This window comes from Burkholderia sp. JP2-270 (assembly GCF_003233675.1).
Lineage (GTDB): Bacteria > Pseudomonadota > Gammaproteobacteria > Burkholderiales > Burkholderiaceae > Burkholderia > Burkholderia pyrrocinia_C.
The window spans coordinates 1,567,715-1,585,436 of the sequence record NZ_CP029824.1; the positions used below are offsets into that span (position 1 = coordinate 1,567,715).

Genomic DNA, 17,722 nt, shown 5'->3' on the forward strand with positions numbered 1-17,722 from the left:
TAATACGGAACGGCAAGTCCTCTGTCTTATATAAGACATAAGTGAGGTCTTGATACGCAGTGCCGCGCTTCATGCCGAAGTGCCCGGTTGGGGCGCTAGAATAGCGGCTCGCTGTTGCCGTCACGGGGTGGCCAAGCCGCGACCCCCGCCGCGCGCGCAGCTTCGACCAGCATCACCTGCTCAGCCACGTCACTGGAGTCGATCATGCCGTATCAGCACATCAAGGTTCCGGAAGGCGGTGACAAGATCACCGTCAACAAGGACTTCTCGCTCAACGTTTCCGATCAGCCGATCATTCCCTATATCGAAGGCGACGGTACGGGCTTCGATATCACGCCGGTCATGATCAAGGTCGTCGATGCGGCGGTCGCGCATGCCTACAAGGGCAAGCGCAAGATCCACTGGATGGAGATTTTCGCGGGCGAGAAGGCGACGAAGGTGTACGGTCCGGACGTGTGGCTCCCGGACGAAACGCTGCAGGTGCTGAAGGAATACGTGGTGTCGATCAAGGGGCCGCTCACGACACCGGTCGGCGGCGGCATCCGTTCGCTGAACGTCGCGCTGCGCCAGGAACTCGACCTGTACGTGTGCCTGCGCCCGGTCCAGTACTTCAAGGGTGTGCCGTCGCCGGTGCGCGAGCCGCAAAAGATCGACATGGTGATCTTCCGCGAGAACTCGGAAGACATCTACGCAGGCATCGAATGGGCCGCGGGCTCCGAGCAGGCGAAGAAGGTGATCAAGTTCCTGCAGGACGAGATGGGGGTGAAGAAGATCCGCTTCCCGGAAACCTCGGGGATCGGCGTCAAGCCAGTGTCGACCGAAGGCACCGAGCGCCTCGTGCGCAAGGCGATCCAGTACGCGATCGACAACGACCGCAAGTCGGTCACGCTGGTGCACAAGGGCAACATCATGAAGTTCACGGAAGGCCTGTTCCGTGACGCCGGCTACGCGCTCGCACAGAAGGAATTCGGCGGCGAGCTGATCGACGGCGGCCCGTGGATGCGCGTGAAGAACCCGAAGACGGGTAACGAGATCGTGATCAAGGATTCGATCGCCGACGCGTTCCTGCAGCAGATCCTGCTGCGTCCAGCCGAATACGACGTGATCGCGACGCTGAACCTGAACGGCGACTACATCTCCGACGCGCTGGCCGCGCAGGTCGGCGGCATCGGGATCGCGCCGGGCGCGAACCTGTCGGATTCGGTCGCGATGTTCGAGGCGACGCACGGCACCGCGCCGAAGTACGCGGGCAAGGATTACGTGAACCCGGGTTCCGAGATCCTGTCGGCGGAAATGATGCTGCGCCATCTCGGCTGGACGGAAGCGGCCGACACGATCATCGCGTCGATGGAGAAGTCGATTCTGCAGAAGCGCGTCACGTACGACTTCGCGCGCCTGATGGAAGGCGCGACGCAGGTGTCGTGCTCGGGCTTCGGCGAAGTGCTGATCGAGAACATGTAAGTCCCCTTCCGGGGTGGCCGGAGCGTTTCCGGCCGCCCCGGCGCCTACTGCCGGCGCCGGGGCGTTTCGTGGATGGCAGGTTTGTTGGCAGGGCGGTCCGGCATGCGGGCCGCGGCGCCGCGATGCGGCCCGGATGCCCTGCAAGGTAGAACATGACGGCCCTCGCAATACCACCGCCCGGCTGAGCCGGCGCGGCCCCGTTCGCGACCGATCCGGTCGCCCCTCCGCCGGTTACCGCCGGCGATCTTCAGTTCCAATATTCACGTAGCAACGCATCGACCATGTCCACTTCGCCCAAGATCATCTATACCCTCACCGACGAAGCGCCCGCGCTCGCGACCTATTCGCTGCTGCCGATCGTCAAGGCCTTCACGCGTTCGTCCGGCGTCGCCGTCGAAACGCGCGACATCTCGCTCGCGGGCCGCATCGTCGCGGCATTCGCAGACATCCTGCCGCCGGAGCAGAAGGGTTCCGACGATCTGGCCGAGCTGGGCCAGCTCACGCTGAAGCCGGAAGCGAACATCATCAAGCTGCCTAACATCAGCGCGTCGGTGCCGCAGCTCAAGGCCGCGATTGCCGAACTGCAGGCGCAGGGCTACAAGCTGCCGGCCTATCCGGAAGACCCGTCGACCGACGAGGAAAAGGCCGTCAAGGCCCGCTACGACAAGATCAAGGGCAGCGCGGTGAACCCGGTGCTGCGCGAAGGCAACTCCGACCGCCGCGCGCCGCTGTCGGTCAAGAACTACGCACGCAAGCATCCGCACAAGATGGGTGTGTGGCAGGCCACGTCGAAGGCGCACGTCGCGCACATGAGCGAAGGCGACTTCTACGGCAGCGAGAAGTCGGCGCTGATCGCCGATGCAGGCAGCGTGAAGATCGAGCTCACGACGACCGACGGCGCGAAGAAGGTGCTGAAGGAAAAGACGGCCGTGAAGGCCGGTGAAGTCATCGACGCATCGGTGATGAGCCGCAACGCGCTGCGCAGCTTCATCGAAGCACAGATCGCCGATGCGAAGGCGCAGGGCGTGCTGTTCTCGGTGCACCTGAAGGCGACCATGATGAAGGTCTCCGATCCGATCCTGTTCGGCCATTTCGTGTCGGTGTTCTACCGTGACGCGCTCGCGAAGCACGCGGACGTGCTGGCGCAGGTCGGTTTCAACCCGAACAACGGGATCGGCGATCTGTACGCGCGCCTGAAGGACCTGCCGGCCGACACGCGCGAAGCGATCGAAGCCGACGTCAAGGCCGAATACGCGGTGCGCCCGCGCCTCGCGATGGTCAACTCGGACAAGGGCATCACGAACCTGCACGTGCCGAGCGACGTGATCGTCGACGCGTCGATGCCGGCGATGATCCGCGAGTCGGGCTGCATGTGGGGCCCGGACGGCGCGCTGTACGACGCGAAGGCCGTGATTCCGGACCGCTGCTACGCGGGCGTCTACCAGGCCGTGATCGAGGACTGCAAGCAGCACGGCGCATTCGATCCGGTCACGATGGGCAGCGTGCCGAACGTCGGCCTGATGGCGCAGGCGGCCGAAGAATACGGTTCGCACGACAAGACGTTCCAGATCCCGGCGGACGGCGTCGTGCGCGTCACCGACGAAGCCGGCAACGTGCTGCTCGAGCATGCGGTCGAGTCGGGCGACATCTGGCGCATGTGCCAGACGAAGGACGCGCCGGTGCAGGACTGGGTCAAGCTGGCGGTGAACCGCGCCCGCGCGACCGGCGCACCGGCTGTGTTCTGGCTCGATCCGGCGCGCGCGCACGATGCGCAGATCATCGCGAAGGTCGAACGCTACCTGAAGGATCACGACACGAACGGCCTCGACATCCGCATCATGACGCCGGAAGACGCGACGCGTTTCTCGCTCGAGCGCATCCGCGCGGGCAAGGACACGATCTCGGTCACCGGCAACGTGCTGCGCGACTACCTGACCGACCTGTTCCCGATCATGGAGCTCGGCACCAGCGCGAAGATGCTGTCGATCGTGCCGCTGATGGCTGGCGGCGGGATGTTCGAGACGGGGGCGGGCGGTTCCGCGCCGAAGCACGTGCAGCAGTTCGTCGAGGAAGGCTTCCTGCGCTGGGATTCGCTCGGCGAATTCCTCGCGCTGGCTGCGTCGCTCGAACACCTCGGCCATGCTTACCAGAACCCGAAGGCGGTCGTGCTCGCGAAGACGCTCGACCAGGCGACCGGCAAGTTCCTGGACGAGAACAAGTCGCCGGCGCGCAAGGTCGGCGGTCTCGACAACCGCGGCAGCCACTTCTACCTGTGCCTGTACTGGGCGCAGGCGCTCGCCGAGCAGACCGAGGACGCCGCGCTGAAGGCGCAGTTCGAAGGCGTGGCGAAGGCGCTGTCCGACAGCGAAGCGCGCATCCTGGAAGAACTGGCGGCCGCGCAGGGCAAGCCGCAGGCGATCGGCGGCTACTACCGTCCGAACGTCGACCTGACGAGCCAGGCGATGCGCCCGAGCGCGACGCTGAACGGCATCGTCGACGCGGTCGCCTGACGCCGGCCGCGCAATCGCGCGGGCCAATGCGGGAGTCGGCGCGGCGGGTTTTGCCGTCCGCCGCTCTACACAAAAGAAAAACGCCCCGGCCGCCCGGGGCGTTTTTCGTTGCAGGCTTGCCATTCAGACGTGAACGATTTCCCACTCGGCGATTTCATGCGGCACTTCGAGCGTCGCCGTGTCCATGTCGGACAGTTGCGGGCAGTCGCCGCGGGAGATGTGGTCGGCTGCCACTTCGGGGCACGAGAACGCGCCGAGCAGGGCGTTGCCGAACGTCGCTTCCCAACCGCCGTTACCCGGCAGGATGTAGAACGACCCGAGCGCTGAACCAAAGCGAAATCCTTTCATTTCCGTTCTCCCTTTCTGATCACAAGCGATTCTGTTGTGCTGCCAGCCGGCTTGGCCGGCTATGGCCCGACTGGCTGCTTGCGCCGGGTTCCGTATCGAACGTCGTGGCGAAGCGTCGGTGCATGGAACAAAGTCTACGTCCGCGACCCGGTCGGATGGTGCGCTTAGAACAGCTTCTCGAAACAAAAATTCCATTTTAAAAACATATAGTTATTTCTGTCGTTTCGTATTGCGGAACGTTTTTTGGCATCGCGAAACAGGAAATTTGTGCCCTGCACCACGAATTTTTACAACGCAGAGACTTGTTCCGCATCGTGAAATATTCGCGGTTTCGCGGGGGATGCGACGAGCGCCGGTGCAGGGATGAATGACAGGCGCCAAGCGATCGTCCCGAGGTCGTAATCGGCGTGGATAAATGGCGGCGATCGTTGGCGAAGGGCGGCGCATCGCTGATCGGCGCCGCCGCCGATGCGTGTGTCGAAATCCGGCGCGACACCGCCGCGTGCTGTGGCGTATCGCCGTCCGACCGGCGGCGGCGCGCTTCGACAGGGGCCTGCAGTTATGATGACGCGGGCATCAGGTTTCGCGTCGGGCATCGGCATTCGAGCCGGCCGGCGCGGGCGTCGCGGCTGCCGCGCGACGCAGCATGGATAACGAGGAACGATTGATGATACGGAGAACCTTCCTGTCGCGCGCCATCGGTGTCGCGGCCGCGTCGCTGTTCGCGCGCACCACGTGGGCACAGCATGCCGGTCATGTGGGCATGGCCGACATGGATTCGATGGACGACATGCCCGGCATGTCGGGTCACGCGCAGCACGGCAAGCCCGCGCCGGCCGCGCTCGCGGCCGCCGACGCGCTGCCGGCCGGCGCGCCGCTCGCAGCGTTGCGCACGCTCGCGAACGAGAGCCGCGAGCCCGGCACGTTCCGGGCCACGCTGGTGGCGCAACCCGTGGCGCGGCCGATGCTGCACGGTGCGCGGCCGACCACCTTCTGGCAGTTCGGCGCGGGCACGCAGGGCCCCGTCGTCGGCCCGCTGATCGACGTGCGCGAGGGCGATACGGTCGAGATCAGGTTCGTGAACAAGCTGCCGCAGCCGTCGACGATCCACTGGCACGGGCTGCCGGTGCCACCCGACCAGGACGGCAATCCGTCCGATCCGGTTGCGCCCGGCGCGTCGCGCGTGTACCGCTTCACGTTGCCGAAGGGCAGCGCCGGCACCTACTGGTACCACCCGCATCCGCACATGATGACGGCCGAGCAGGTGTTTCGCGGGCTGGCCGGGCCGTTCGTGGTGCGCGCCGCGGACGATCCGCTCGCCGGCTGGCCCGAGCGCAACCTGTTCGTGTCGGATCTGAAGCTTGCGCGCGACGGCACGATTGCACGGAACGACATGATGGACTGGATGAACGGCCGTGAAGGTCAGTTCGTACTGGTCAACGGCGCACGCCGGCCGCGGATCGACGTCGCTGGCGACGAGCGCTGGCGGGTATGGAATGCGTGCAGCGCGCGCTACCTGAGCGTCGCGTTCGACGACGGCCGTGCGTTCGAGCACGCGGGAACCGACGGCGGGCTGTTCGCCGCGTCGCGTCGCGTGACGTCGCTGCTGATTGCGCCGGGCGAGCGAGCGGAGCTGCTGGTGCGTGCCGGCGATCGTGCGTCGCGCGCGGTGCTGCAGGCGGCCGAATACGACCGGCGCAAGATGGCGATGTCGCACGACGACGGCCACGGCAGCCTGCCGCCCGATCCGGCGCTGGCGCTGGCCGATGTCGCGTTTGCGCCCGCCGCGGCGCGCGCACTGCCCGCCGTGCTGCGTGCGGTCCCGCCGCTGGGCGAACCGGTTGCGTACAAGACGGTCGAGTTCGGCGAAGAAATGGACATGGACGCGATGATGAAGGGCGCGGCGCACGGCCGCCCGGCGGGCATGCGCTTCACGATCAACGGCGACACCTACGCGCCGCACCGCGCGACGCTGACGAGCCGTCGCGGCGACGTCGAGCGGTGGGAGATCCGCAATGCCACCGACATGGATCACCCGTTCCACCTGCACGGCACGCAGTTCCAGGTGATCGAGCGCGCGTCGGGCGGCTCGCGCACGAGCGAACCGTTCCGCGCATGGCGCGATACCGTGAATGTGCGCAGCGGCGAAACCGTAACGATTCTCGTCACGCAAGACATGCCCGGTGAGCGCATGTTTCATTGCCACATTCTCGAACACGAGGATCTCGGCATGATGGGCACGCTGAAGGTCGTGTAACGAAATGGTGAATGTGTTTCACATGCCGGATCGGTATTCAATCTGCATGCGTGACAAGACAATGCGTGTTCAATTATCGGGATTGAACGAAAAGGCCGGCCAATCGATTATCGATTGGCCGGCCTGAAAAAAAAGAAACCCGGCGCAATGCGCCGGGTTTCTTCGTCCGATATCCGATGCCTTTATGCGGCCTGGATGTTCGACGCTTGCTTGCCCTTCGGTCCTTGAACGACGTCAAAGCTCACCTTCTGGCCTTCCTTCAGCGTCTTGAAGCCATTCATGGTGATAGCCGAGAAGTGCGCAAACAGATCCTCACCGCCCTCGTCGGGAGTGATGAAACCGAAGCCCTTCGCGTCGTTGAACCACTTAACGATACCAGTTGCCATACCTACTTCCCCTGTCACACAGTCGCTGCTACTTACCACGAGCACGCTCGAAAAGCTAAACGACCGGAAAATGCAGCCGTTCCCCCCTCACAAGCTCACCTCGGCCTCTTTCATTTCACCAACCGGCGATATGAAAAAAGTGCCAGCTTGATTGTTGGCGCTCTTTATTGGAGTGTCAAGAGGAATTTTTAGACGGTTGGAGGGACGTTGTAAAGAACCCATTTTCAGGGTTTTTCCGGCTTTGCTTCGCAGCATGCGGCCAAGCGCGAGGACTTGAAAAGCCGCATAATCGGCTCATATACCAGGCTCGAGTGACACGCGTTCGAGTCGTCCCGGCTTGTGGGATACTGGATGCGGATACGACGCTCCGGTGCGGTTCCCCCTGACGGTTCGTGTTCCGCGCCACGCGTGAAAGCCGGCACCGCAGCCGGCTTTCGTATGGCACGAAGAAGGTCGCGTGTTCCGGGATACCGGGGAGGGCGCCGGCCGGTCGGTCGGGTAATGGCAGGATTGCGGGCCTGTCCGAGTTGTTTAGAATGGGTGTATGGCGATTATCCCGGACAAGCAGGACAGTACCGTCCTGGAACGCAAGCAGCAGAAGCTCAAGCCGCCTTCGATGTACAAGGTGGTGCTGCTGAACGACGACTTCACGCCGATGGAATTCGTCGTGATGGTCGTCCAGGAGTATTTCAAGAAGGATCGCGAGACGGCCACGCAGATCATGCTGAAGGTCCATCGCGAAGGGCGAGGGGTTTGTGGGGTCTATACGCGGGACATCGCGTCGACCAAGGTTGAGCAAGTCGTTACCCATGCGCGGCAGGCAGGGCATCCGCTGCAGTGCGTGATGGAGGAAGCATGATTGCCCAGGAATTGGAAGTCAGCCTGCACATGGCGTTCATGGAAGCACGCCAGGCGCGCCATGAGTTCATTACGGTCGAGCATCTGCTGCTGGCCCTGCTGGATAATCCGACGGCAGCCGAGGTGTTGCGCGCGTGCGCGGCAAACATCGAGGACCTGCGTCAGAACCTGCGCAATTTCATCCACGACAACACACCTACCGTCCCGGGCACCGACGATGTCGATACCCAGCCGACGCTCGGTTTCCAGCGCGTGATCCAGCGCGCGATCATGCACGTCCAATCGACATCGAACGGCAAGAAGGAAGTGACCGGCGCGAACGTGCTGGTCGCGATCTTCGGCGAGAAGGATTCGCACGCGGTGTACTACCTGCAGCAGCAGGGCGTCACGCGCCTCGACGTCGTGAACTTCATTTCGCACGGCATCGCGAAGACGAACAGCGGCGAAGCCGCGAAGTCGACCGACGCGAACGCGGAAAGCGAAGACGCGAATGCGCAGAAGGAAACGCCGCTCGCGCAGTTCACGCAGAACCTGAACCAGATGGCGAAGGACGGCCGCATCGATCCGCTGATCGGTCGCGAGCCCGAAGTCGAGCGCGTCGTGCAGGTGCTGTGCCGTCGCCGCAAGAACAATCCGCTGCTCGTCGGCGAGGCCGGCGTCGGCAAGACCGCGATCGCGGAAGGGCTCGCCTATCGCATCACGCGCGGCGAAGTGCCCGACATCCTCGCGAATGCGCAGGTCTATTCGCTCGACATGGGCGCATTGCTCGCGGGCACCAAGTATCGCGGCGATTTCGAGCAGCGTCTGAAGACGGTGCTGAAGGAGCTCAAGGAGCGCCCGCACGCGATCCTGTTCATCGACGAAATCCATACGCTGATCGGCGCGGGCGCCGCGTCGGGCGGCACGCTCGATGCGTCGAACCTGCTGAAGCCGGCGCTGTCGTCGGGCACGCTCAAGTGCATCGGCGCGACCACGTTCACCGAGTATCGCGGCATCTTCGAGAAGGATGCGGCGCTGTCGCGGCGCTTCCAGAAGGTCGACGTGAGCGAGCCGACCGTCGAGCAGACGGTCGCGATCCTGCGCGGGCTGAAGTCGCGCTTCGAGGAGCATCACGGCGTCAAGTATTCGTCGGGTGCGCTGTCGGCCGCGGCCGAACTGTCGGCGCGCTTCATCACCGACCGTCACCTGCCGGACAAGGCGATCGACGTGATCGACGAAGCGGGCGCCGCGCAGCGCATCCTGCCGAAGTCGAAGCAGAAGAAGACGATCGGCAAGAGCGAGATCGAGGAAATCATCTCGAAGATCGCGCGCGTGCCGCCGCAGAGCGTGTCGCAGGACGATCGCAGCAAGCTGCAGACGCTCGACCGCGACCTGAAGAGCGTCGTGTTCGGCCAGGATCCGGCGATCGACGCGCTGGCGGCATCGATCAAGATGGCGCGCGCGGGCCTCGGCAAGATGGACAAGCCGATCGGCGCGTTCCTGTTCTCCGGCCCGACGGGTGTCGGCAAGACCGAAGTGGCGCGCCAGCTCGCGTTCACGCTCGGCATCGAGCTGATCCGCTTCGACATGTCGGAGTACATGGAGCGTCATGCGGTGAGCCGTCTGATCGGCGCGCCGCCGGGTTATGTCGGGTTCGACCAGGGCGGGCTGCTGACCGAAGCCGTCACGAAGAAGCCGCACTGCGTGCTGCTGCTCGACGAAATCGAGAAGGCGCATCCGGACATCTACAACGTGCTGCTGCAGGTGATGGACCACGGCACGCTGACGGACAACAACGGCCGCAAGGCGGATTTCCGCAACGTCATCATCATCATGACGACGAACGCGGGCGCCGAGTCGATGCAGAAGGCGACGATCGGCTTCACGACGCGCCGCGAAACGGGCGACGAGATGACCGACATCAAGCGCCTGTTCACGCCGGAGTTCCGCAACCGCCTGGATTCGATCATCAGCTTCCGGTCGCTCGATGAGGAAATCATCATGCGCGTGGTCGACAAGTTCCTGATCCAGCTCGAAGAACAGCTGCACGAGAAGAAGGTCGACGCGCTCTTCACCGACGCGTTGCGCAAGCATCTCGCTAAGCACGGCTTCGACCCGCTGATGGGCGCGCGGCCGATGCAGCGGCTGATCCAGGACACGATCCGTCGCGCGCTGGCCGACGAGCTGCTGTTCGGCAAGCTCGTCAACGGCGGTCACGTGACCGTCGACGTCGACGAAAACGACAAGGTGCAGTTGTCGTTCGACAAGCTGGCGAATCCGCCGCACAAGCCGAACGAAGAGACGGTCGAAGTCGAGTAAGCGATAATTCGTTGTTCATGCGAACGGCGCGGGAAGTTCTCCGCGCCGTTTCGTTTTATCCGGCGCCGGCGGCGCAATGGTGGTGCAGGGGAGTGGTAACGCAGTGACAAAACAACAACGATCGTTCGACAACATCGTCGCGCGCGAACAAGGGTTGCGCCACGCACTGACGTCGGGGCAAATGGCGATGATCGCGATCGGCGGCGCGATCGGCACGGGGCTGTTCCTCGGCAGCGGGTTCGCGATCGGGCTCGCCGGCCCGAGCGTGCTGGTCTCTTATGCGATCGGCGCGCTGATCGCGCTGCTGCTGATGGGCGCGCTCGCTGAAATGACCGTCGCGCATCCGACGGCCGGCTCGTTCGGCGCGTATGCCGAACACTACGTCGGCCCGCTCGCGGGCTTTCTCGTGCGCTATGCGTACTGGTTCGCGGTCGTGTTCGCGATCGGCACCGAGATCAGCGCGATCGCCGTGTTCATGAAGTACTGGTTTCCGGCCGTGCCCGGGTGGTACTGGGTGATCGGCTTTTCCGCGCTGCTGATCGCCGTGAACCTCGCGAGCGTCACGCTGTACGGCTCGGTCGAGTACGCATTCTCGTTGCTGAAGATCGCGGCGATCGTCGTGTTCATCGTGCTCGGCGCGTACCTCGTGTGGTCGGCGCCGGCCGCATCGGGCATCGGTTTCGCGAACTACACCGCGCACGACGGCTTCATGCCGAAGGGGCCATGGGGTACCTGGGTCGCGGTGATCGTCGCGATCTTCAGCTACATGAGCATCGAGGCCGTCGCGATCGCGGCCGGCGAAGCGCGCGATCCGCAGCACGCGGTCACGCGCGCATTCCGCTCGACGGTGTTCCGGCTCGTGCTGTTCTACCTGCTGACGCTGTCGCTGATGCTCGCGATCGTGCCGTGGACGCAGGCCGGCACCGACGAAAGCCCGTTCGTGAAGGTGATGGCCGCGACGCACGTGCCGTACGCGGCAGGCGTGATCAACTTCGTGCTGCTGATCGCGGCGCTGTCGGCGATGAACAGCCAGCTCTACGTGACGACGCGGATGATGTTCAGCCTGTCGCGCGCTCGGCTCGCGCCCGCGGTATTCGGCCGGCTCGGCACGAACGGCGTGCCGCGTGCGGCGCTGTGGATCTCGACGAGCGGCGTCGCGGTGGCGGCCGTGCTGGTCGCGCTGGCGCCCGACACGGCGTTCACCGTGATGATGGCGATCGCGATGTTCGGCGCGCTGTTCACGTGGCTGATGATCTTCGTCACGCACCTGCGCTTCCGTTTGCGGTATCGCGGCCCCGCGCTCGCATTCCGGATGTGGGGCCACCCGTTCGGCAGCCTGCTCGGCGCGGGACTCGTCGCGGCGATCCTGTTCACGACCGCGTTCACGCGCGAATTCCGGATGACGATGGTGGTCGGCGTCGTGTTCGTCGTGCTGCTGACGCTCGCGTATGCATTGCACTATCGGCACCAGCACGCACGCTGACGGCGCCGACGCGGTCGTGACGGCTGCGTCTGCCGGCCGTCCCGCTCTTCACATTCGCTAAGGTTCCGTTAAGCCGGCGGCGACTACATTCGAGCCTGTCTGCAGCGCAGGCCGGCACGCGCCGGCTCGCCGCTTTCCTGCAAAAGGGGTTCGAATGAACAAACTTCCCGAAATCACGCTTGCGTTCTGGATCATGAAGATCTGCGCGACGACGCTCGGCGAAACCGGCGGCGACCTGCTGTCGATGACGCTGAACGTCGGTTATGCGGTGAGCTCGATCCTGCTGTTCGGCTTGTTTCTCGTGGCGCTGGGCGCGCAGCTCAAGACGACGCGCTATCGCCCGGCGGTCTACTGGGCCGTGATCGTCGCGACGAGCACGGCCGGCACGACGATGTCCGACTTCATGGATCGCACGCTCGGCCTCGGTTATGCGGCCGGCTCGTCGATCCTCGTCGCGATCCTGCTGGCGATCTTCGCGGTCTGGCGGCTCAGCGGCGAATCGCTGTCGGTCGACCTGATCCGCACGCGCAAGGTCGAGCTGCTGTACTGGATCGCGATCCTGTTCTCGAACACGCTCGGCACCGCGCTCGGCGATTTCCTCGCGGACAGCTCGGGCCTCGGCTTCGGCGGCGGCGCGCTGCTGATCGGCGGGCTGCTTGCGGCGATCGTGCTAGCGTCCTATTTCACGCGGATTTCCGGCGTGCTGCTGTTCTGGGCCGCGTTCGTGCTCACGCGCCCGTTCGGCGCGACGGTCGGCGACCTGCTGACGAAGCCGGTCGCGAAGGGCGGGCTCGCGCTCGGTACGGTCGGCTCGTCGGCCGTGCTGCTCGGCGTGCTGGTCGCGATGGTCATCTATGCGAGCGTCGCGCAGGCGCGGCGACGCGAACCGGTGCCCGCGCGAATCGCGCAGCCGGCCGGCGAATGACGGCGAACGAAAAAAGGGCCGCGAGGCCCTTTTTTTTGTGTGTCGCGTCGTTCAGTGGCGGCCGGTGCTGCCGAAGCCGCCTTCGCCGCGATCGCTTTCCGCGAAGTCGTCGACGATGTTGAACTGCGCCTGCACGACCGGCACGATCACGAGTTGCGCGAGCCGCTCGAACGGATTCAGCACGAACTCGGTCTGGCCGCGATTCCACGTCGAGACCATCAACTGGCCCTGGTAGTCGGAGTCGATCAGGCCGACGAGGTTGCCGAGCACGATCCCGTGCTTGTGGCCGAGGCCCGAGCGCGGCAGGATCAGCGCGGCATAGCCCGGGTCGGCGAGGTGGATCGCAAGGCCGGTCGGCACGAGCGTCGTTTCGCCCGGCTGCAGCGTGACCGGTGCGTCGAGGCACGCGCGCAGGTCGAGGCCCGCGCTGCCGGTGGTCGCATAGGCGGGCAGGTAGTCGCGCATGCGCGCGTCAAGAATCTTCAGGTCGAGTTTCATGCGGTCGTCGAATCGGTCGGGAGAGGCGCGGCGGCGAGCGCCGCCGCGCAGGAGGTCAGATCAGGCGGTTGTCGGGCAGGCGCTTCGCGATTTCCGCGACGAGCGCATGCGCGAGTTCGTCCTTCGGCGCGCGCGGCAGGCGCGTGAGGCCGGCGGCTTCGAACAGCACGACTTCGTTGTCGTCGCGGCCGAACGTCAGTGGGCCGAGGTTGCCGACGAGCAGCGGCACGTTCTTGCGCTTGCGCTTCTCGTCGCCGTGCACGTCGAGGTCACCGCTTTCGGCCGCGAACCCGACGCAGAACGGCGGATCGGGCAGCGCCGCGACCGACGCGAGGATGTCGGGGTTCTCGACGAACGCGAGCGCCGGCATCTTGCGGTCGGCCGTCTTCTTAATCTTGTGCTCGGCAGGCTGGTCGACGCGCCAGTCGGCGACCGCGGCCACCGCGATGAAGATGTCGGCATCGGCGACCGCTTGCATCACCGCGTCGTACATCTGCTGCGCGGTCTGCACGTCCTGGCGGGTCACGCCCCACGGCGTGTCGAGCGCGACCGGCCCCGCAACGAGATGCACGTCGGCGCCGGCCTGCTGCGCGGCGCGCGCGAGCGCGAAGCCCATCTTGCCGCTCGAGCGGTTCGTGAGGCCGCGCACGGGGTCGAGCGGTTCGAACGTCGGCCCGGCCGTGATCAGCACGCGCCGGTGTGCGAGCACCTTCGGCGCGAAATGCGCGACGATCGCTTCATAGATCGCGTCGGGTTCGAGCATGCGGCCGTCGCCGACTTCGCCGCACGCCTGCGCGCCCGAATCCGGGCCGAGCACCGACACGCCGTCCGCGCGCAGTTGCGCGACGTTGCGCTGCGTGGCCGGGTTTTGCCACATCTGGCGATTCATCGCGGGAACGACGAGCAGCGGACAGTCGCGCGCGACGCACAGCGTCGACAGCAGGTCGTCCGCGAACCCGTGCGCGAGCTTCGCGAGGAAATCCGTCGACGCGGGCGCGATCACGATCGCGTCGGCTTCGCGCGACAGGTCGATGTGCGCCATGTTGTTGTCGATGCGCGCGTCCCACTGGCTTGTGTAGACGGGCCGGCCCGACAGCGCCTGCATCGTGACGGGCGTGATGAACTGCGTGGCGGCTTCGGTCATCGCGACCTGCACGGTCGCGCCGGCCTTCGTGAGCAGCCGCGTGAGCTCGGCGATCTTGTAGCAGGCGATGCCGCCCGTCAGGCCGAGAACGAGGTGTTTTCCTGCGAGTTCTGCGTGTGCCAACTCAGGCCTCCAAGGGTCAAACGGGACGGCCGGCGCGAGGCCGGCCGTCGACGCCGAGTATGCGCGCTTAGCGCGAGCCGCGCACGCGACGCAGTTCGTCGTAGATCAGCAGCACCGCGCCGACCGTGATCGCGGAGTCGGCGAGGTTGAACGCCGGGAAGTGCCAGGCGCCGAGGTGGAAATCGAGGAAGTCGATCACGTGGCCGTAGACGAGCCGGTCGATCACGTTGCCGAGCGCGCCGCCGAGGATCAGCGCGAGCGACACGCTGAACAATCGCTGATGGCCGTGGCGCTTCAGCAGGAAGCAGATCACGAGCGTCGCGCCAATGCCGAGCGCGGTGAACGCCCAGCGCTGCCAGCCGTTCGCGGTCGACAGGAAGCCGAACGCGGCGCCGCGGTTGTACACCAGCACGAGGTTGAAGAACGACGTCAGCGCATGCTGCGCGCCGTACGCGAACGTTTTCAGGATCGCGATCTTCGACAGTTGATCGAACAGGATCACGATCAGCGAAATGCCGAGCCAGGGCGCAAGCGCTCCGCTGGCCGGTTTCGACAGGGTTTTCGCCATATTTAAGCAGCGCTCCGGATTTCGCCGTTTTCAAAGAGGTTCGAGAAGCAGCGGCCGCACAGCGTCGGATGATCGGCGTGCGCGCCGACATCTTCGCGGTAGTGCCAGCAGCGTTCGCACTTCTGGTACTTCGACGCGGCCACGTCGACGCTTTCCTGCGCTTCGTCATCGACCTTGACGACCGTCGCGGCCGACGTGATCAGCACGAACTTCAGGTCTTCGCCGAGGCTCGTGAGCGCGTCGTAGCGCGCGCCGCTCGCGTGCACGGCCACTTCGGCCTGCAGCGACGAACCGATGCGGTTCGCGGTGCGCGCTTCCTCCAGCGCCTTCGTCACGTTGCCGCGGACGTCGCGCAGCAGCGCCCACTTCTCGATCAGCGCGGCCGAGCCGGCGACTTCCGGATACGCGTAGTACGTTTCCGTGAAGATCGTGTCGCTGGCCGGCTGGAACACCTTCCATGCTTCTTCCGCCGTGAACGACAGGAACGGCGCGAGCACGCGCAGCAGGCCGTGCGTCAGGTGGTACAGCGCCGTCTGCGCGGAGCGGCGTGCGTGCGAATCGGCCGCGCTCGTGTACAGGCGATCCTTCAGCACGTCGAGGTAGAAGCCGCCGAGATCCTCCGAGCAGTACGTCTGCAGCTTTGCGACGACCGGGTGGAATTCGTACTTCTCGTAGTGGCCGAGCAGTTCCGTCTGCAGTTGCGCCGAGAACGCAACCGCATAGCGGTCGATCTCGAGCCATTCGCCGACCGGCACCGCGTGCTGCGCGTAGTCGAAGTCCGACAGGTTCGCGAGCAGGAAGCGCAGCGTGTTGCGGATGCGGCGATAGCCTTCGGTCACGCGCTTCAGGATTTCCTCGGAGATCGCGAGCTCGCCCGAATAGTCGGTCGACGCGATCCACAGGCGGATGATTTCCGCGCCGAGGCGGTTCGCGACTTCATGCGGATCGACGCCGTTGCCGAGCGACTTGCTCATCTTGCGGCCTTCGCCGTCGACCGTGAAGCCGTGCGTGAGCAGGCCCTTGTACGGCGCGCGGCCGTCGATCATCGACGCGGTCAGCAGCGACGAGTGGAACCAGCCGCGATGCTGGTCCGAGCCTTCGAGGTACAGATCGGCCGGGAACTGCAGTTGATCCTTGTGCGAGCCGCGCAGCACGTGCCAGTGCGTCGTGCCCGAGTCGAACCACACGTCGAGCGTGTCGCGGTTCTTTTCGTACAGGTTCGCGTCGTCGCCGATCAGCTCGCGCGGGTCGAGCGTCTGCCACGCCTCGATGCCCGACTGCTCGACGCGCTTCGCGACTTCCTCGAGCAGCTCGAGCGTGCGCGGGTGCAGCTCGCCGGTTTCCTTGTGCACGAAGAACGCCATCGGCACACCCCACTGGCGCTGGCGCGACAGCGTCCAGTCGGGACGGTTCGCGATCATGCTGAACAGGCGCTGCTTGCCCCACGACGGGTAGAACGCGGTCGCATCGACGCCTTCGAGCGCCGTTTCGCGCAGCGTCTTGCCGCCAGCGCGCGGCGTGACGTCCATGCCGGCGAACCACTGCGACGTCGCGCGATAGATGATCGGCGTCTTGTGGCGCCAGCAGTGCATGTAGCTGTGCGTGTACTTCTCGCTGCGCAGCAGCGAGCCGGCCGCGTTCAGCGCGTCGACGATCTTCGGGTTCGCATCCCAGATCGACAGGCCGCCGAACAGCGGCAGCGATTCGATATAGCGGCCGTCGCCCATCACCGGGTTGATGAAGTCCGAATCGGTCATCCCGTGCGCCTTGCAGGACATGAAGTCCTCGATGCCGTACGCGGGCGACGAGTGCACGACGCCGGTACCCGTGTCGGTCGTCACGTAGTCGCCGAGGTAGACGGGCGCGGTGCGCTTGTAGCCGGGATGGGCCGGTGCGAGCGGGTGGTGGAAGCGCAGGTTCGCGAGCTTCACGCCCGGCGCGGTCGCGACGACGCGGCCCGTCAGCTTGAACTCTTCCATGCACGCGGCGACGCGTTCTTCCGCGATGATCAGCAGCCCGCGCTCGGTGTCGACCAGCGCGTAGACGATTTCCGGATGGAGGTTCAGCGCCTGGTTCGCGGGAATCGTCCACGGCGTGGTGGTCCAGATCACGATGCCGCCTTCGGCGCGCGGCAGTGCCGGCAGGCCGAACGCCTGCGCGGTCTTTTCCGGTTCCGCGAATGCGAACATCACGTCGATCGTCGGATCGGTGCGGTCCTTGTACTCGACTTCCGCTTCGGCGAGCGCCGAGCCGCAGTCGAAGCACCAGTTCACCGGCTTCAGCCCGCGATACACATAACCCTTCTCGATGATCTTGCCGAGCGCGCGGATCTCTTCCGCCTCGTTGACGAAGTTCATCGTCTTGTACGGATTGGCCCAGTCGCCGAGCACGCCGAGGCGCTTGAAGCCGACCTTCTGCTTCTCGATCTGCTCGGTCGCGTACGCGCGTGCCTTGCTCATCACTTCGGCCGCCGGCAGCGATTTGCCGAACTGCTTCTCGATCTGGATCTCGATCGGCATCCCGTGGCAATCCCAGCCCGGCACGTACGGTGCGTCGAAGCCGGCCATGTTGCGCGACTTGACGACGATGTCCTTCAGGATCTTGTTGACGGCGTGGCCGAGGTGGATGTCGCCGTTCGCATACGGCGGGCCGTCGTGCAGGATGAACTTCGGCCGGCCCTTGCTGGCCGCGCGGATCTTGTCGTAGATGCCGCGCTCTTCCCATTCCTTGACCCACTGCGGCTCGCGCTTGGGCAGGTCGCCGCGCATCGGGAACGGCGTGTCGAGCAGGTTGACCGGATACTTGGCCTGCGGTTTCGAATCGGCTTTCTTGTTGCTCATGATGGGATCGCTATCAAATCGGG

General features: G+C 65.2%; 14 protein-coding genes. 7 read left to right on the plus strand and 7 right to left on the minus strand.

The genetic code is table 11. The features are described 5' to 3' along the window. The first annotated feature begins 204 nt into the window (after window positions 1–204). Complete coding sequence (icd, locus tag DM992_RS07470) at window positions 205–1,461, plus strand: NADP-dependent isocitrate dehydrogenase (protein ID WP_034178829.1); 1,257 nt, start codon at window positions 205–207, stop codon at window positions 1,459–1,461. Between the two features lie 281 nt (window positions 1,462–1,742). Further along, on the plus strand, window positions 1,743–3,971 hold the full coding sequence (locus DM992_RS07475) for an NADP-dependent isocitrate dehydrogenase (protein ID WP_111016286.1): 2,229 nt from the start codon (window positions 1,743–1,745) through the stop codon (window positions 3,969–3,971). A 123-nt stretch (window positions 3,972–4,094) separates the two neighbouring features. Here DM992_RS07475 and DM992_RS07480 read toward each other — a convergent pair whose 3' ends face one another. Next, window positions 4,095–4,319 carry a hypothetical protein gene (locus tag DM992_RS07480; protein WP_034178827.1) on the minus strand — a complete coding sequence of 75 codons (225 nt, stop codon included), beginning with the start codon at window positions 4,317–4,319 and terminating at the stop codon, window positions 4,095–4,097. A 667-nt stretch (window positions 4,320–4,986) separates the two neighbouring features. Between DM992_RS07480 and DM992_RS07490 the strand changes: the two genes are divergently transcribed. Then, window positions 4,987–6,576, plus strand: coding sequence for a multicopper oxidase family protein (locus DM992_RS07490; protein ID WP_111016288.1), 1,590 nt, complete (start codon window positions 4,987–4,989; stop codon window positions 6,574–6,576). 182 nt (window positions 6,577–6,758) lie between these two features. Here DM992_RS07490 and DM992_RS07495 read toward each other — a convergent pair whose 3' ends face one another. Together DM992_RS07495 and DM992_RS41545 are read right to left on the minus strand one after the other, a co-directional pair. Continuing rightward, window positions 6,759–6,962, minus strand: a complete 204-nt coding sequence (locus tag DM992_RS07495; protein ID WP_006478030.1) for a cold-shock protein — start codon at window positions 6,960–6,962, stop codon at window positions 6,759–6,761. An 87-nt stretch (window positions 6,963–7,049) separates the two neighbouring features. Continuing rightward, complete coding sequence (locus DM992_RS41545) at window positions 7,050–7,217, minus strand: hypothetical protein (protein WP_162631610.1); 168 nt, start codon at window positions 7,215–7,217, stop codon at window positions 7,050–7,052. 289 nt (window positions 7,218–7,506) lie between these two features. Between DM992_RS41545 and clpS the strand changes: the two genes are divergently transcribed. The 4 genes from clpS to DM992_RS07520 all read left to right on the plus strand — a co-directional run bounded on the left by clpS (window position 7,507) and on the right by DM992_RS07520 (window position 12,526). Then, window positions 7,507–7,821, plus strand: coding sequence for an ATP-dependent Clp protease adapter ClpS (gene clpS, locus DM992_RS07505; protein ID WP_006398529.1), 315 nt, complete (start codon window positions 7,507–7,509; stop codon window positions 7,819–7,821). Continuing rightward, complete coding sequence (clpA, locus tag DM992_RS07510) at window positions 7,818–10,118, plus strand: ATP-dependent Clp protease ATP-binding subunit ClpA (protein ID WP_034178825.1); 2,301 nt, start codon at window positions 7,818–7,820, stop codon at window positions 10,116–10,118. Before clpS ends, clpA begins: the two co-directional genes overlap by 4 nt. A gap of 103 nt (window positions 10,119–10,221) precedes the next feature. Next, on the plus strand, window positions 10,222–11,601 hold the full coding sequence (locus DM992_RS07515) for an amino acid permease (protein ID WP_111017852.1): 1,380 nt from the start codon (window positions 10,222–10,224) through the stop codon (window positions 11,599–11,601). Window positions 11,602–11,755: 154 nt separating this feature from the next. Then, window positions 11,756–12,526, plus strand: coding sequence for a hypothetical protein (locus tag DM992_RS07520; RefSeq protein ID WP_111016289.1), 771 nt, complete (start codon window positions 11,756–11,758; stop codon window positions 12,524–12,526). A gap of 51 nt (window positions 12,527–12,577) precedes the next feature. Here the strand turns inward: DM992_RS07520 and dut are convergent, their stop codons facing one another. The 4 genes from dut to ileS all read right to left on the minus strand — a co-directional run bounded on the left by dut (window position 12,578) and on the right by ileS (window position 17,699). Next, window positions 12,578–13,024, minus strand: a complete 447-nt coding sequence (dut, locus tag DM992_RS07525) for a dUTP diphosphatase (protein ID WP_021160741.1) — start codon at window positions 13,022–13,024, stop codon at window positions 12,578–12,580. 55 nt (window positions 13,025–13,079) lie between these two features. Then, window positions 13,080–14,291, minus strand: coding sequence for a bifunctional phosphopantothenoylcysteine decarboxylase/phosphopantothenate--cysteine ligase CoaBC (gene coaBC, locus DM992_RS07530; RefSeq protein ID WP_111016290.1), 1,212 nt, complete (start codon window positions 14,289–14,291; stop codon window positions 13,080–13,082). Window positions 14,292–14,358: 67 nt separating this feature from the next. Further along, on the minus strand, window positions 14,359–14,859 hold the full coding sequence (lspA, locus tag DM992_RS07535) for a signal peptidase II (RefSeq protein ID WP_111016291.1): 501 nt from the start codon (window positions 14,857–14,859) through the stop codon (window positions 14,359–14,361). A 2-nt stretch (window positions 14,860–14,861) separates the two neighbouring features. Then, on the minus strand, window positions 14,862–17,699 hold the full coding sequence (gene ileS, locus DM992_RS07540) for an isoleucine--tRNA ligase (RefSeq protein ID WP_111016292.1): 2,838 nt from the start codon (window positions 17,697–17,699) through the stop codon (window positions 14,862–14,864). Between the last annotated feature and the right edge of the window lie 23 nt (window positions 17,700–17,722).

What these genes read in the sequence shown, in the direction of transcription:
- icd (WP_034178829.1), top strand. Translation starts at nt 205, where the DNA reads ATGCCGTATCAGCACATCAAGGTTCCGGAAGGCGGTGACAAGATCACC.
- DM992_RS07475 (WP_111016286.1), top strand. Translation starts at nt 1,743, where the DNA reads ATGTCCACTTCGCCCAAGATCATCTATACCCTCACCGACGAAGCGCCC.
- DM992_RS07480 (WP_034178827.1), bottom strand. Translation starts at nt 4,319, where the DNA reads ATGAAAGGATTTCGCTTTGGTTCAGCGCTCGGGTCGTTCTACATCCTG.
- DM992_RS07490 (WP_111016288.1), top strand. Translation starts at nt 4,987, where the DNA reads ATGATACGGAGAACCTTCCTGTCGCGCGCCATCGGTGTCGCGGCCGCG.
- DM992_RS07495 (WP_006478030.1), bottom strand. Translation starts at nt 6,962, where the DNA reads ATGGCAACTGGTATCGTTAAGTGGTTCAACGACGCGAAGGGCTTCGGT.
- DM992_RS41545 (WP_162631610.1), bottom strand. Translation starts at nt 7,217, where the DNA reads ATGCTGCGAAGCAAAGCCGGAAAAACCCTGAAAATGGGTTCTTTACAA.
- clpS (WP_006398529.1), top strand. Translation starts at nt 7,507, where the DNA reads ATGGCGATTATCCCGGACAAGCAGGACAGTACCGTCCTGGAACGCAAG.
- clpA (WP_034178825.1), top strand. Translation starts at nt 7,818, where the DNA reads ATGATTGCCCAGGAATTGGAAGTCAGCCTGCACATGGCGTTCATGGAA.
- DM992_RS07520 (WP_111016289.1), top strand. Translation starts at nt 11,756, where the DNA reads ATGAACAAACTTCCCGAAATCACGCTTGCGTTCTGGATCATGAAGATC.
- dut (WP_021160741.1), bottom strand. Translation starts at nt 13,024, where the DNA reads ATGAAACTCGACCTGAAGATTCTTGACGCGCGCATGCGCGACTACCTG.
- lspA (WP_111016291.1), bottom strand. Translation starts at nt 14,859, where the DNA reads ATGGCGAAAACCCTGTCGAAACCGGCCAGCGGAGCGCTTGCGCCCTGG.
- ileS (WP_111016292.1), bottom strand. Translation starts at nt 17,699, where the DNA reads ATGAGCAACAAGAAAGCCGATTCGAAACCGCAGGCCAAGTATCCGGTC.